This is a genomic window from Crenobacter intestini, assembly GCF_004919095.1.
GTDB classification, from domain to species: Bacteria; Pseudomonadota; Gammaproteobacteria; order Burkholderiales; family Chromobacteriaceae; genus Craterilacuibacter; species Craterilacuibacter intestini.
In genome coordinates this window covers 453,547-467,930 of the sequence record NZ_STGJ01000001.1, presented here as the reverse complement: position 1 = coordinate 467,930, position 14,384 = coordinate 453,547, and the positions used below count along the sequence as shown (strand labels likewise).

At 68.9% G+C, this 14,384-nt stretch carries 15 protein-coding genes; 6 read left to right on the top strand and 9 right to left on the bottom strand.

The genetic code is table 11. The annotated features are described in order from the left end of the window. Positions 1–79 precede the first annotated feature (79 nt). The gene (locus tag E5K04_RS02160; protein WP_136551256.1) at positions 80–1,726 is read left to right on the top strand and encodes a formate--tetrahydrofolate ligase; all 1,647 of its coding nucleotides are present in this window, start codon (positions 80–82) and stop codon (positions 1,724–1,726) included. Between the two features lie 99 nt (positions 1,727–1,825). Further along, a complete protein-coding gene (locus E5K04_RS02155) occupies positions 1,826–2,251 on the top strand; it encodes a protease inhibitor I42 family protein (protein ID WP_136551255.1) in 426 nt (141 codons plus the stop codon). Here E5K04_RS02155 and E5K04_RS02150 read toward each other — a convergent pair. Next, complete coding sequence (locus E5K04_RS02150; RefSeq protein ID WP_205700270.1) at positions 2,248–2,985, bottom strand: FFLEELY motif protein; 738 nt, start codon at positions 2,983–2,985, stop codon at positions 2,248–2,250. The genes E5K04_RS02155 and E5K04_RS02150 overlap by 4 nt on opposite strands. A gap of 89 nt (positions 2,986–3,074) precedes the next feature. On the opposite strand from E5K04_RS02150, the gene E5K04_RS02145 reads away from it, so the two are divergent. Further along, positions 3,075–3,356, top strand: coding sequence for a polyhydroxyalkanoic acid system family protein (locus tag E5K04_RS02145; protein ID WP_136551254.1), 282 nt, complete (start codon positions 3,075–3,077; stop codon positions 3,354–3,356). A 65-nt stretch (positions 3,357–3,421) separates the two neighbouring features. Next, a complete protein-coding gene (locus E5K04_RS02140) occupies positions 3,422–4,897 on the top strand; it encodes a wax ester/triacylglycerol synthase family O-acyltransferase (protein ID WP_136551253.1) in 1,476 nt (491 codons plus the stop codon). Between the two features lie 9 nt (positions 4,898–4,906). Here E5K04_RS02140 and E5K04_RS02135 read toward each other — a convergent pair whose 3' ends face one another. From E5K04_RS02135 to E5K04_RS02120, 4 genes are read right to left on the bottom strand one after another with little or no spacing between them, the layout of a single operon-like run. Next, complete coding sequence (locus E5K04_RS02135; protein ID WP_136551252.1) at positions 4,907–5,683, bottom strand: tetratricopeptide repeat protein; 777 nt, start codon at positions 5,681–5,683, stop codon at positions 4,907–4,909. 40 nt (positions 5,684–5,723) lie between these two features. After that, positions 5,724–6,374: a TetR/AcrR family transcriptional regulator gene (locus E5K04_RS02130; RefSeq protein ID WP_136551251.1), complete on the bottom strand. Its 651-nt coding sequence runs from the start codon at positions 6,372–6,374 to the stop codon at positions 5,724–5,726. A gap of 38 nt (positions 6,375–6,412) precedes the next feature. Continuing rightward, positions 6,413–7,582 (bottom strand): patatin-like phospholipase family protein, encoded by a 1,170-nt coding sequence (locus E5K04_RS02125; protein WP_136551250.1) that lies wholly within the window; start codon positions 7,580–7,582, stop codon positions 6,413–6,415. Positions 7,583–7,642: 60 nt separating this feature from the next. Further along, positions 7,643–8,221 (bottom strand): phasin family protein, encoded by a 579-nt coding sequence (locus tag E5K04_RS02120; protein ID WP_136551249.1) that lies wholly within the window; start codon positions 8,219–8,221, stop codon positions 7,643–7,645. Positions 8,222–8,379: 158 nt separating this feature from the next. Here E5K04_RS02120 and E5K04_RS02115 point away from each other — a divergent pair, with 158 nt between their 5' ends. Beyond that, a complete protein-coding gene (locus E5K04_RS02115; RefSeq protein ID WP_136551248.1) occupies positions 8,380–10,353 on the top strand; it encodes an SDR family oxidoreductase in 1,974 nt (657 codons plus the stop codon). 66 nt (positions 10,354–10,419) lie between these two features. Here E5K04_RS02115 and phbB read toward each other — a convergent pair whose 3' ends face one another. The 4 genes from phbB to E5K04_RS02095 all read right to left on the bottom strand — a co-directional run bounded on the left by phbB (position 10,420) and on the right by E5K04_RS02095 (position 13,744). Further along, positions 10,420–11,154, bottom strand: a complete 735-nt coding sequence (phbB, locus tag E5K04_RS02110) for a beta-ketoacyl-ACP reductase (protein ID WP_136551247.1) — start codon at positions 11,152–11,154, stop codon at positions 10,420–10,422. Positions 11,155–11,301: 147 nt separating this feature from the next. Next, positions 11,302–12,174 (bottom strand): ribosome small subunit-dependent GTPase A, encoded by an 873-nt coding sequence (rsgA, locus tag E5K04_RS02105; protein ID WP_136551246.1) that lies wholly within the window; start codon positions 12,172–12,174, stop codon positions 11,302–11,304. Further along, positions 12,171–12,494, bottom strand: coding sequence for a 4a-hydroxytetrahydrobiopterin dehydratase (locus tag E5K04_RS02100; RefSeq protein WP_136551245.1), 324 nt, complete (start codon positions 12,492–12,494; stop codon positions 12,171–12,173). The genes rsgA and E5K04_RS02100 overlap by 4 nt, the downstream gene beginning before the upstream one ends. Next, a complete protein-coding gene (locus tag E5K04_RS02095) occupies positions 12,491–13,744 on the bottom strand; it encodes a M48 family metallopeptidase (protein WP_136551244.1) in 1,254 nt (417 codons plus the stop codon). The genes E5K04_RS02100 and E5K04_RS02095 overlap by 4 nt, the downstream gene beginning before the upstream one ends. Before the next feature lie 73 nt (positions 13,745–13,817). Between E5K04_RS02095 and orn the strand changes: the two genes are divergently transcribed. Continuing rightward, positions 13,818–14,363, top strand: coding sequence for an oligoribonuclease (orn, locus tag E5K04_RS02090; RefSeq protein WP_136551243.1), 546 nt, complete (start codon positions 13,818–13,820; stop codon positions 14,361–14,363). The last annotated feature ends 21 nt before the right edge of the window (positions 14,364–14,384 follow it).

Here is a 14,384-nt window from a genome sequence, read left to right as displayed (position 1 = left end):
ACCAGTTGTGATCTGGCGCAAAAAAGAAAGTGTGGACTTGCTGATATCTTGCCGAGCTTTGAGTCCTGCAAGGTGAAGCATGCTGTCCGATACCGAAATCGCCCGCCTCGCGCGCCCGCGTCCGATTGAAGCACTGGCAGGCTCGCTCGGGCTCTCGCCCGACGAGTTCGAGCCTTACGGCCGCGACAAGGCCAAGGTCGGCCTGTCTTTAGCGCGTCAGCCGCACGGCCGCCTGGTGCTGGTGACCGCGACCAGCGGCACGCCCGCGGGCAGCGGCAAGACCACGGTGTCGGTCGCGCTCGCCGACGGTCTTGCCAGGCTCGGGCAGCGTGCCGCGCTCGCACTGCGCGAGCCCTCGCTCGGCCCCTGTTTCGGCATGAAGGGCGGCGCGACCGGCGGCGGTTACGCGCAGGTGGTGCCGTCGACCTCGATCAACCTGCATTTCACCGGAGACTTCCACGCGATCACCAGCGCGAACAACCTGCTCGCCGCGCTGGTCGACAACGCGCGCCACCACGGCGCGGTGTCGTTGAAGCAAGTGCTGTGGCGGCGGGTGCTCGACGTGAACGACCGCGCGCTGCGCCAGATGGTCAGCGGCCTTGGCGGGCCGGCCAACGGCGTGCCGGCCGAGACGGGTTTCGACATCACCGCCGCGTCCGAGATCATGGCCGCGCTGTGCCTGGCCGACGGCGAAGCCGACCTGCGCGCGCGGCTGGACCGCCTGCTGCTGGGCGTGCGCGCCGACGGCCGCCCGTACACCTGCGCCGAGCTGGGCGCGACCGGCGCGCTGATGGCGCTGCTAGTCGACGCGCAAAAACCCAACCTCGTGCAGACGCTGGAGGGCACGCCCGCCTTCGTGCACGGCGGCCCGTTCGCCAATATCGCGCACGGCTGCAACTCGCTGGCGGCGACCCGCGCCGCGCTCGCGTGCGCCGACTGGGCGGTGACCGAGGCGGGCTTCGGCTCGGACCTGGGCGCCGAAAAATTCTTCAACATCAAGTGCCGGCAGGCGAAGCTTGCGCCCGCCGCGTGCGTGCTGGTGACCTCGCTCAAAGCCTTGCGCTGGCACGGCGGCGTCGAGCTCTCCGACGCGGGCCACGGCAACGCCGACGCGCTCAGTCAGGGCCTCGCCAACTTGGGGCGCCATCTGGACAACCTCTTCGCGTTCGGCCAGCGGGTGGTGGTCGCGCTCAACCGCTTCGCGGGCGACGAGGACGACGAGATCGCGCTGGTGCGCGGTTACGCGCAGGAAAAGGGCGCGCGTTTCGCGGTGTGCGAAGGGTACGCCAAGGGCGGCGAGGGCGCGGTGGAACTTGCGCAGGCGGTGATGGACGCGGCGTCCAGTGCGCCCGCGGCGCCGGCCTACAGCTACCCGCTGGACGCACCACTCGAGGAGAAGCTGGGTGCGCTCTGCCGCCGGGTGTACCGCGGCGCCGGGGTGGAACTGTCGGCGCGCGCGCGCGCGGACCTTGCGCAACTCAAGGCCTTCGGCTGCGAGCAGTTGCCGGTGTGCGTCGCCAAGACGCCGTTCTCGTTCAGCCACGACGCGAAGCTGCGCGGCGCGCCCGAGGGCTTCGTGCTGCCGATCGAGCGGCTCTACGCGAACGCCGGTGCCGGCTTTGTCGTCGCGATGGCTGGCAGCGTGCTCAGGATGCCGGGCTTGCCCAGGCAGCCGCAGGCCTTTGCCATCGACGTGTCCGGCGGCGAAGTGAGCGGGCTGCCCTGAGGCCTCCCGCCATCCGCGGCCGGGCACTTATACTGGCGGCTCTGCCGGCTTGAGCGGGAGGGTCGGCCCGCGGCGGCCCAGCCGGCGTAAGGAGGGAATATGGATATCTGGAAGCCAGGCAGTCTGTTGCTGCTTGCAAGCATTTTGGCTGGCTGTGCGTCGGCGCCGCCGCGGCAGGAGGCCGGCGCGCAGAGGACGCCGGGCGCCGGCGTGGTGTTGTCCGAGGCGGATAACGGCCTCGCGGTGTCGCTTGCGCCGTCGCAGGCGTTGCTGGTCGAATTGCCGGCGCAGCCGAGCACCGGCTATGGCTGGTCGTGGCGGATGCGCGGCAGCGCGCTGCTGGAGGCGGACGGCGAGCCGGTGTTCCTGCCGGAGAAGCCGGGCCTCGCCGGCGGGCGCGGGCTCGAGCAATGGACGCTCAGGGCGCGTACGCGCGGGCAGGGCGTGCTAGTGTTCGAGTACCGGCGGCCGTGGGAGGGCGGGGTGCCGCTGCGCGAGCTGTCCTTCCCGGTCAGGGTCGATTAGCCGGCCGCTTGCAGCACGCTGTCGTCGCCGGCGAACACAGCCTGCATGATGGCGCGCTCGCGCCCGACGATGGCCGCGACGAATTCGTCGGCGCCTTTCATCGCGGCAAAGCTCTGGTAGCCGGATTCGAGGAAGGCATGCAGCGAGGCGAGGCCGGCTAGCGTGGCCGGTGCGCGCATCATGCGCAGGGTCACGCCGATCAGCGGCTTGCGGGTGAGCGCGTTAAGCGCGTTGCCGACCTGTTCGGTCAGCTCGATCTGGCGCGCGCGTGCCTGGTGGTTGTCGCACGCGCGGTACGCCGCCGCCCAGGCCGCCGCGTCGATGGCGCCGGCGCGGCAGTTTCCGCCCAGCGCGTCGACCATCGCCGCGTCCAGCCGCTCGGAGAGCGCATCGAGCTCGAGCGCCAGCGTGACGACCCTGAGCCCGCCTTCGGGCAGCATCGCGACCACCTTGGGGACGACGCGCGCGATCTCGTGGTCGCGCTCGGAGAGGTCGCCGCCGCCGTAGAGCTCGTCCAGGAAGAAGCGGGCGGCCGCGCCGTAACGCGTGCTGGCCAGCAGGTCGGCGTGGGTGCGCGCGAGGCGCGCCGCCTGCCATTGGCGTAGCGCCTGGCGGGCCGCTTGCAGTGCGGGGTCGGTTTTGGCGGCCCGGCGCAGGCGGTTTGCCTCGGCGAGGTGGGCCTGCAGCGTTTCGCCCAGGCGGGCGCGCGCGTCTTCGCTGGCGGTGTCTTGCATGGGGAGGGGGCTTGCGGCAAAGCGGGCATTATCGCCGAGGCCGCCGCTTCAGGCCACCGGCCCGCGCGGATGCGATATATACTTTCGTCATGAATGAGATCCGCATTGTCCGTGCGCACGCGCTCGGTGCCGACGAAGCGCTCGCACGCGCGCAGGCGCTGGCCGCGTCGCTTTCGGCCGAGTACGGCCTGCGCTACCACTGGCAGGCGGCACGCCTGTTGCATTTTCGCGGCAGCGGCGTGCACGGCACGCTAGAACTGGGCGACGCCGAGCTCTGCCTTTGCCTGACGCTGGGCTTCCTGCTGTGGCCGCTGCGCCCTTCGCTCGAGCTGGCGATCAGCGAGCGGCTGGACGCGCTGCTGCCCGGTTAACGGATTCGTTCACCTGTAATGTGCGTGGCATAATCGGTGCAAGCCCTTCACCGCGAGCCGCCAGCATGAGCGCACAAGAACCCGTTTCCCACGTCGATACCGCCTGGCTGCGCATGGACAGGCCTTGCAACCTGATGCAGATCGTCGGCGTGATGCTGTTCGACGGCGCGCTCGACATCGGGCGCCTCAAACAGACCATCCGCGTGCACATGCTCGCGCACGACCGCTTCCGCCAACTCGCGCGGCCACACGGTACCGGCTACCGCTGGGTGGAAGACCGTGACTTCGACCTCGATCACCACCTGCGCCGCGCGGTGCTGCCCGGCGACGCCGGCAAGGCCGCGCTGCAGGCTTTCGTCGCCGACCTGGCCGCCGTGCCGCTCAACCCGCACCGCCCCTTGTGGGAGATGCACCTGGTCGACACTTCGCTCGGCGGGCAGGCGCTGATCGTGCGCATTCACCACGCGATCGCCGACGGGATCGCGCTGGTCGGCGTGCTGCTCTCGATGATGGACAACACGGCCGAAGGCGGGCAGGGCGAAGAGGCGCCGCCGCTGCCGGCTGCAAGCGCCATGGAGGACGCGGACGACGCGCACTGGTTCGACAAGGTGTGGGCGCCGGTAGGCCAGGCGCTGGTCACCTCGGCCGGGCTGACCGCCCGCCTGTGGGGCGGCTATCTTGGCTTCTTGATGCAGCCGATGAAGGCGCTCGACTACCTGGGCACCGGCTGCGACGTGACGGCGGAACTCGCGCGTCTGGCGGCGATGCCCGACGACTCGCCGACCCGTTTCAAGGGCGAGCCGGGGAGCGTCAAGCGCGTGGCGTGGTCCGAGCCGATCGCGCTGCCCGAGGTGAAGGCGGTCGGCAAGGTGCTCGGCGTGTCGGTCAACGACATGCTGCTGTCGGCCGCTGCCGGCGCGCTGCGCGAATATCTGGCGGCCAAGGGCGACGCGACCGACGGGGTAGAACTGCGCGCGCTGGTGCCGGTGAACCTGCGCGCGCCGGGCGACGCGCGCCTGGGCAACCGTTTCGGCCTGGTCGCGCTCGAGTTGCCGGTCGGCGTCGAGAACCCGCTTGCGCGGCTCTACGCGGTGCGCGAGCGCATGGACGCGCTCAAGCACTCCTACCAGGCGCCGGTGAGTCTCGGCATCCTGGGCGCGTTCGGCATGTTGCCCAAGCTGGTGCAGACGCAGGTGTTCGACCTGTTGGCCAACAAGGCAACCGCGGTGATGACCAACGTGCCGGGCCCGCAGCAGGCGCTGTACCTGGCCGGCGCCAAGTTGCGCCAGCCGCTGTTCTGGGTGCCGCAGTCGGGCAAGATCGGCATGGGGGTGTCCATCCTGTCGTACGACGGCAAGGTGCAGATCGGCCTGATCACCGACAAGCGCCTGGTGCCCGACCCGGACGCGATCGTCGGGCGCTTCACCCGTGCCTTCGAGCAGTTGCTGCTCCTGGTGCTGATGGAGCCGTGGGATACGCTCGCCGACGCCGCCGCTGTCGAGCGGCGGCTGTCGGCGCTAGTGGCCCAGAGCGGCCGCTAGCCGCGCAGTTCAGGCCAGCTCTTCGCGGGCGGCCTCGACATCCAGCCGCTCCATCGCATCGGCCGCCTCGCACTCGGCCGCCTCGGCGTACAGCCGCTCCGCTTCGGCGAGCTTGCGCTTGCCGTAGAGCATCGCCAGCGCGTTGGCGAATTCCATGCGCGCGATCGCCGAATCCGGGTTCAGCTCGAGCGCGCGCCTGAAGTGGCGCTCGGCTTCCTCCTTCTTCGCCCCGTAGGTGAGCCCGCCGACCATGGCGCCGACCTTGTCGACGATCTCGGCGTGCCAGGTGCCCAGCGCGATATGTGCGTCGGCGTGTGCCGGCGCAAGTTCGAGCGCGCGCTCGAGGCTGGTGCGGATCTTGCCGCCCAGCCCCTGCGCGAGCGCCTTGGCGACCGAGATGCCCTGGCCGTAGCGGCCGAGCGCGTAAGCGTGGTAGTACCAGACATTTGCGTCGTTCGGGGTGCGTGCCTGGCGCTTTTCGCAACGCTCGGCGACCGCCTTGAAGATCGCCAGCGCCTCTTCCGCGTCGCCTTCCAGATAGGTCGCGTAGATCATCGCCGCCTTGTCGGCCGCGTTCTCGCCCTTGTCGCCGGCGGCAAGCCCGGCGCGCACGGCCTCGGCAAACTCGCCCGCGTGGTAGGCGCGCCAAGCGTCGGCGACGGCCGTCTCCGCCGGCCACGGTTCGCAGTCGCCGCGGTGCAGGCGCGCCCAGCTTTTTTTCAGGTGCTCGCCCGCGTAGCGGTAGTGCTCGCCCGGGTAGGGAAATGCGTGCCAGTTCCTGCTCATGGTCTCCTCCTTGTCGTGCTTGTTGTCTTGTAGTGGTCGTTCAGCCTCTTTGTCCTGGCCGTGCGAGCGCGTCCCGCGAGAGGCGGGCGAGGCGGGCACCGGCATCGCTGGTGAGCCACGGGGCGGCGGCGAGCATCATCTGGCTGGCGCCGCGGGCGGGGGCGTTGGCGGCGGTGCCGCTGCGCGCCTCGTCGTAGGCGAGCCAGCAGGTGCCGATCAGGCTGAGGTTTACCGCCAGCATCCCGCGCGCGGCCTCGTCGGCGACGAGCTGGCCGCTTTGGGAGAGTCCGGCGAGCGCCCGTCGCGCGGCGTCCTCCTTGCGCGCGATCAGGCGCTTCAGGCGCGGCGCGATGGCCGGGTAGTCGGCCATCAGCGCATTCAGGTCGCGGAACAAGAAGCGGTAGCGCGCGAGCGTGTCGAACAGCCGGTGCGCGAACTGCCACAAGTCCTCGACGTCGTCGCTCAGGCTGGCCGCTTCCAGGAGCGGGGCGATTTCGGCCTCGTAGCGCGACAGCAGTTCGCCGACAAGCTCGCCCTTGTTGTGGAAGTGGTAGTGCAGGTTGCCCGGGCTGATGCCGATCTCGAGCGCGATCGCGACCGGCGTGACTGCAGCCGCGCCGTGCGCGTTGAACAGCGCGAGCGCGCAGGCGGCGATGCGCTCGCGGGTGTGTCGGGCCGGTTTCTTCTCCATGTCGGCGCTCCGCCTTGCAATGCACTAAGCATACGACGTCAGCGCCCTGCCGGGTCAAGCAGGCGGGAGAGCCTGGATAGCGTGCCGTCCAGTTGGCCGAGCGTTGCCTTCAGGTTGTCCGGGCGCGGGAACAGCAAGGTGCGCGTGGAATCGGTGATCGCGGCCAGATCAAGCCTCAGCCCGTGCCCCTCGAACAGGGGCGCCAGGGTGTGGCGCCGGCGATACAGGTCGGTGCGCGTGTGCTGGTACGCGTGCTCGCACAGGCGCCGGCGGTCGCGGTAGCTGAACACGTTGGCGAAGAAGACCTGCGCGTTGTCGCGCGCGGGCTCGAACAGCACCACGTCGGCGTCCGGGTACTCGTGGCGGTAGCGGGCAAGCCCGGTATGCATGCGCGAGTGGATGATCGCGCGGAACGTCTGCGAGAGCACGGCCGGCAGCCCGCGCGTCTCAAGGTGTTCTTCGTCGGCGCCGGCGACCGGCGCGTTGTAAGGCACCAGCGGGTTCACGCACAGCACGAGGCGCGCGCCTTCGCGCAGCGCGACGGACGCGTGCAGCGTCTTGATCAGCGCGCCGTCGACGTAGCTGCGCCCGTCGATCTCTACCGGCGGGAACAGCCCGGGCAGCGCCGAGCTTGCCTGTACCGCGCGCGAGATCGGCACGTGTTCGAAGCCGGGGCTGCCGAAGGCGACCGCGCGCCCGGCGTCCAGGTCGGTGGCGACGACGAACAGCTTGCGCTTGAGCGTCCTGAAGTCGTTGCTCATGCCGTCGCGGGAAAAGAGTTCGCCCAGGATGCGGTCGATTTCGGCGCCGTCAAACAGCCCGGTGGGGAGCGCGCGCGTCAGCCTGGCCAGCGATTCGAACACACCGCGTTGGCTGGGGGCGCCAAGCTGCTCGGCGAGCGTGTCGGCCAGCAGGCCGGGCAGCATCGCCGCGCGGCGTGCGTATTCGCCAAGCGCCGGGCGCAGCAGGGTAGAGGGCTCGAAGGCGATGGCCGCGTCGTCGCTGATCAGGATGCGCGCGAGCCGATGCGGGCCGATGCCGTTGGCGAGGATGGACGAGACGATCGCGCCCGAACTGACGCCGACAAAGGTGTCGACGCGGGAGAAGTCCAGCCCCTCGACCGATTCGGCGAGCGCGGCGCACGCGCCGATCTCGTAGATCGCGCCCAGCGGGCCGCCGCCGGCCAGGGCAATGGCAATCTCGCTCATGCTGTGTCTCCCGTGAAAAAGGCCCGGCGCGGGCCGGGCCTTGTGTGGCGGAGTGTCGCCTTAGGCGGCTGTCGCGGTGTCGTCGGCCTTGCCTGCTTCGGCGGCCGGCGCCGCTTCGGCCGCAACCGGCTTGACGGCCGGCTTGGCCTTGGCCACGGGCTTGGCCGGTGCGGGAGCCGGCGCTTCTGCGGCCGGCGCGGCGGCCTTCCTGGCGGCGCGCGGCTTGGCCGGTGCCTTCGCCGGTTTTTCCTGCGCGGCCTTCTCGGCGGCGAGCAGCTCGACCAGTTCGCTCAGTTCGGCGACGCGTTTGGAGAGCTTCTCGACGTCCTTGCGGGTCGGCATGCCCAGCGTCGCCACCGCGCGGGCGACGCGCTCCTCGAACACCTGCTCAAGCTTGCCCCAGGTGCCGGCGGTCTTGTCGGCGACTTCGGCGATCTTCTCGTCGGCCGCCTGACGGGTGCGCGCCTGCAGACTCTCGCCTTCGCGCACCAGCGCGTCGAACACCTTGCCGCCTTCTTCCTGCGCCTTGGCGTACGCGCCAAGGCCGGCCAGCCAGATTTGCTGGGCGGATTCGCGGACGGTCGCCGCCAGTTGGTTGTCGGTGACCGAGCCTGCCAGCGCCTTGAGTTTCTTGGCCATGATGCTTCTCCTCTTGTGGTTGCCGTGATTGTTGCGGGTATGGCCACAGCCAACCCTCAATTGCAGTGTATGGATGAATCCTAGGCTGTTCAGCCTAATCGTATTCATGGCATAACTGTTCAAACAATGACAAATAACATAGTGGACAGGAGGGAGCGATGCACTATCTGGTGACGGGCGCCAGCGGCTTTATCGGGCGCAGGCTGGTGCGCAAACTGTTGGAACGCGAAGGCAGCGAAGTGACCTTCCTGGTGCTCGAGCACGAGCTGCCGCGGGTGGCAGCGTTGCTTGAGTTCTGGGGCGTGGACGAGACGCGCGCGCGCGCGCTGGTCGGCGACTTGACCCGGCCGCTGCTGGGGGTGGACGAGGCGGCTTCCAGGCAGCTTGCCGGGACGGTCGACCACTTCTTCCACCTGGCGGCGGTGTACGACCTGAAGGCTGATGCGCAGACGCAACAGAAGGCCAACGTCGACGGCACCCGCAACGCGGTGCGCTTTGCCGAGGCGCTCGGCGCGCGGCACTTCCACCTGTTCAGCTCGATCGCGGCGGCCGGGCTCTACGAGGGCACCTTCCGCGAGGACATGTTCGACGAGGCCGAGCACCTCGAGCACCCGTACTTCCGCACCAAGCACGACTCCGAGGCCATCGTGCGCCGCGAATGTTCGCTGCCGTGGCGGATCTACCGGCCGGCGCTGGTGGTCGGCGACTCGCAGACCGGCGAGATGGACAAGATCGACGGGCCGTATTACTTCTTCAAGCTGATCCAGAAGACGCGCCGCCTGCTGCCGCCGTGGATGCCGACCCTCGGCGTCGAGGGCGGGCGCATCAACGTGGTGCCGGTCGACTTCATCGTCGCCGCGGTCGACCATATCGCGCACCTAGAAGGCGAGGACGGCCGCTGCTTCCATCTGGTCGACCCCGAGCCGATGCGGGTGGGCGACTTGCTCAACACCTTCGCGCGCGCCGCGCACGCGCCGCAGATGGAGCTGCGCTTCAACGCGGCGCTGTTCGGTTTCATCCCCCGGCCGCTGCTGCAGATGGTGATGGCCCTCGCGCCGGTGCGCCGGGTGCGCGACGCGGTGATGGCCGACCTCGGCCTGCCCGACGACATCTTCCGCTTCATCAACTACCCGACCCGCTTCGACTGCCGAGAGACGCAACGCGCACTCAAGGATACCGGCATCGAGGTGCCCAGGCTCGCCGACTACGCGTGGCGGCTGTGGGACTACTGGGAGCGCCATCTCGATCCGGACCTGTTTGTCGACCGCAGCCTGCGCGGCCAGGTCGAGGGACGGGTGGTGCTGGTGACCGGCGCGACCTCGGGCATCGGCAAGGCGACGGCGCTCAAGCTCGCCAAGGCCGGCGCCACCGTGCTGACCATCGCGCGCGACGAGGCCAGGATCGCCGAGACGCAGGCCGAATTCGAGGCCGAGGGGCTGAAACTTCACGCCTACCAGGGCGACATCGCCGACCTTGCCTGCGCCGAGGCGCTCACCACGCGCATCCTCGCCGACTTCGGCCATGTGGACGTGCTGGTCAACAACGCCGGGCGCTCGATCCGCCGCGCGATCGAGGAGTCGTTCGACCGCTTCCACGACTTCGAGCGCACCATGCAGCTAAACTACTTCGGCGCGCTGAAGGTGAGCATGGGCCTGTTGCCGAGCATGGCCGAACAGCGGCGCGGCCACATCATCAACATCTCGTCGATCGGCGTGCTGACCAACGCGCCGCGCTTCTCCGCCTACGTTGCCTCCAAGGCCGCGCTCGACGCGTGGGCGCGCACCGCGGCGTCCGAGTTCGCCGACCGCGGCGTGCATTTCTCGGTGATCAACATGCCGCTGGTGAAGACGCCGATGATCGAGCCGACCAAGGCGTACGACCATGTGCCGACGCTGACGGCGGAGGAAGCCGCCGACATCATCTGCGACACCATCATCCACAAGCAGGTGAGGGTGGCGACCCGGCTGGGCATCTTCGGCCAGGTCATGCACGCGCTGGCCCCGCGCGTCGCGCAGGTGATCATGAACACCAGCTTCCGCACCTTCGGCGGCGCGGACGGCGGCAACGGCAAGGGCGCCCCGTCGGCCAACCAGGTCGCGATGGGGCAGCTGATGCGGGGGATCTACTTCTGAAGGCTGGAGCCAGACAAGAAAAAGCCGGGGAGAACCCCGGCTTTTTTCGTTACGGCAGAGAGCCTGTTACATCATGTGCTGGCCGCCGTTGATCGCGAAGTCGGCGCCGGTGATGAAGGCCGCGGCGTCGGAGGCGAGGTAGCTGACGAGCCCGGCGACTTCCTCGGGCTTGCCCAGGCGGCCGACCGGGATCTGCGCGATGATCTTGTTCCGCACATCTTCAGGGACGGCCATCACCATGTCGGTGCCGATATAGCCGGGCGAGATGGTGTTGACGGTGACGCCCTTACGGGCGACTTCCTGAGCCAGCGCCATGGTGAAGCCATGCATGCCGGCCTTGGCCGCGCAGTAGTTGGCCTGGCCGAACTGGCCTTTCTGGCCGTTGATCGACGAGATGCTGATGATGCGGCCAAAGCCGCGCTCCATCATGGTCTCGACCACCGGCTTGGTCATGTTGAACATGGAGTCGAGGTTGGTGGCGAGCACCGCGTCCCAGTCGTCCTTGCCCATCTTGCGGAAGGAGGCGTCGCGGGTGATGCCCGCGTTGTTGACCAGGATGTCGATCGGACCGATCTCGGCGGTGACCTTGGCGACCAGCGCGCGGCAGGCGTCGAAGTCGGTGACGTCGCACAACTGGGCGTGGAAGTCGTAGCCCAGTTCTTTCATGTCGGCAAGCCAGGCCGTTTCCTTGCCCGGTTTGCTGTAGGTGCTGACCACGGTGTGGCCGGCGTCGGCGAGCGCGCGGCAGATGGCCGAGCCGATGCCGCCCATGCCGCCGGTGACGAGTGCGATGCGTGCCATGCTTGTCTCCTTCGTTGTGTGGATTTGTTTTCCTCCACACTATCCCAAAGACATGTTAAGGCCTAGTGACAGCAGGGTTTGGCCGGCCATTGGCGGCGCGGGGTGTTGCATGCACGCACGCGGCACCGCGAAGGTGCACGCGGCGAATCAGGCGGGGACCTGGCCGGACGCCGAGATCAGCTTTTGCAACAGCGCGAGCCGTTGCGGTGCGATCTTGCCCGCGGCGGCGGCGTCCTTCACCGCGCAGCCCGGCTCGTTGCGGTGCGTGCAGTTGTGGAAACGGCAGTGGCCGATCAGCGCGCGCATCTCGGGGAAGTAATGGATGAAGTCGGTCGCCGCGATATGCGCGAGGCCGAAGGCCTGCAGGCCCGGCGAGTCGATCAGTTGGCTTACCGCGTCCAGGTGGTAGAGCGTCGCGTTGGTGGTGGTGTGCCGGCCGCTGTCGAGCGCGGACGAGATGTCGCCGACCCGCGCGCACGCCTCGGGCAGCAGCGCGTTGGTCAGCGTCGACTTGCCCATGCCGGACTGGCCGACCAGCACGCTGGTGTGGCCCTCCAGCAGCGGACGCACCGCGTCGGCACCTTCCAGCGCCGAGACCGGCACCACCGGGTAGCCGAGCTCGCGGTAGAGTTCGAGCTTGGCGAGCCACGCGGCCGTCTCGGGCAGGTCGGACTTGTTGACGAGGATGACCGGGCTAATGCCCTCGGCCTCGCAGGCGATCAGGCAGCGGCCGACCAGCTCTTCGCTGGGCGACGGCACCGCCGCCGTCACCAACAGCACGCGGCTGACGTTGGCGGCGATGATCTTGGTTTTCCATTCGTCCTGCCGGTAGAGGAGTGTCTGGCGCGGCTGCGCGCCCTCGATCACCACCTGTTCGGCGTTCTGCACGGTGACGTCGACGACGTCGCCGACCGCGTAGTCGACGCGCTTGCCGCGGGTGGTCGCGCTGTATTCGGTGCCGTCGATTTCGACGACGAAGCGGCGGCCGTAGCTGCGGATGACGAGGGCTTGAGTCTTCATGCAGCGTGTTCCAGCAGCGCGTCGCAGCGGGCGGCGCAGATCAGGTCGTTGAGGGTGACGCCGCCGGCGTCGTGGGTGCCGAAGCGCACGACGACGCGGTTGTAGTGCACCGACAGGTCGGGGTGGTGGTCGGCCTGGTGGGCAATCCACGCCAGCGCGTTGACGAAGGCGATGGTGCGGTAGTAGTCGGCGAAGCGGTACTCGCGGGTGATCGCGTCGCCGTCGAGCGCCCATTCGGGCAGCGCGTCCAGCAAGTCGTCCAGTTCGACCGCGCCCAGGCGGGGCGCGCCGGCACGGCATTCGAGTTCGGTCAGTTTCATCGCAAGCATCCTTGCAGGTGGGCGAGCCTCGCGCTCGCGCCGGGGTGTGAGTCGTAGAACGCCGAATAGAGCGGGTCCGGCGTCAGGGTGGACGCATTGTCACGGTAGAGCTTCACCAGCGCGCGCGAGAGCGCCGCGCCGTCGCTCACCCGCGCGGCGAAGGCGTCGGCCTCGTATTCGTGGCGGCGAGACAGGTAACTGGAGAGCGGGGTTAGCCAGTACAGCAGCACGGGCAGCACCAGCGAGAAGAGCAGCAGCGCGGTGGCATTGGTGGCGGTGGGTAGGCTCACGCCGAGCGTCTGGTAGAACAGCGACTCGCGCGCGAGCAAGCCCAACAGCGCGAACAGCGCGAGCGACGCGGCCAGCGTGGTCGCGACGCGCTTGCGGATATGGTGGAGCCGGTAGTGGCCCAGTTCGTGCGCGAGCACGGCCTCGATCTCGTCAGGCGCGAGCGAGCAGAGCAGGGTGTCGAAGAACACGATGCGCCGCGCCTTGCCAAAACCCGTGAAGTAGGCGTTGCCGTGGCCGGAGCGGCGCGAGCCGTCCATCACCAGCACGGAGCGCGCGGCAAAGCCGGCGCGCGTGAGCAGCGCACCGATGCGCGTTTCAAGCGCGGGGTCGGCAAGCGGCGTGAAATGGTTGAAGAGCGGCGCGATCAGCAAGGGGTAGAGCACCAGCATGGCAAGCGAAAACAGCGCCCACGCCCCCCACGCCCACAGCCACCACATCTCGCCCGCCGCCTGCATCAGCCACAGCGCCAGCGCGGTGAGCGGCAGCAAAAGGACGGCGGCCACCAGCGCGTGGCGCACGAGGTCGGCGACAAACAGCCCGGGGGTGACGCGGTTGAAGCCGAAGCGCGCCTCGACACCGAAGGTCGACGCGAGCGTCAGCGGCAGCGACAGCAGCGCGCCGGCGATGCCGGTCAGCGCAATGGTCAGCACGCCGCCGGCGATGCCGTCCCCTGCCAAGCCGGTGGCGATGCGTTGGGCGAAGGCGATGCCGCCGCCCAGCGTCAGCACGAACAGCCAGCCGGTGTCGACGATGGCGCCGAGAAGCGCGAGGCGCATGCGCGCCGCGGTGTAGTCGGCGGCCTTACGGTGGGCGTCAAGCGGGATGGTTCCGGCGAACGCTGCCGGTACCTTGTCGCGGTGCGCGCGCACATGTGCGATCTGGCGCGCGCCGAGCACGAGGCGGGACGCGAGGGCCGCGAGCACGCAGGCGATGAACGGCAGGGTCAGGGAGGTGGTCATGGTCGTTTGCCGAAGCGGCGGCGATCGCGGAAAATGGCGGATTGCACAGGCAGCATCAAAAAGGCGACCAAGTATGGCACAAGACGCGAACAAGCTCATCTGGCTGGATATGGAAATGACCGGCCTAGACCCGCAGAACGACCGCATCATCGAGGTGGCGATGGTGGTCACCGACAACGACCTGAACGTGCTCGCGCAGAGCGAGGTGTACGCGGTGCACCAGGACGACGCGGTGCTTAACGCGATGGACGAATGGAACACCCGCACCCACGGCAACAGCGGGTTGACCGCGCGCGTGCGCGCGTCGACCCTGGCCGAGGCCGACGTCGAGGCGGCGCTGATCGCCTTCATGGCCGAGCATGTGCCCGCGCGCACGAGCCCGATGTGCGGCAACTCGATCGGGCAGGACCGCCGCTTCATGGCGCGCTGGATGCCCAAGCTCGAGGCCTACTTCCACTACCGCAACCTCGACGTGTCGACGGTGAAGGAGTTGTGCAAGCGCTGGCAACCCGACGTTGCCAAGGGCGTGGTCAAGAAGGGCGCGCACACCGCGCTGGCCGACATCCTCGAGTCGATCGACGAGTTGCGCTACTACCGGGCCAACTTCTTCCGCGGCTGACCTTTCGGCGCATTTGGGACG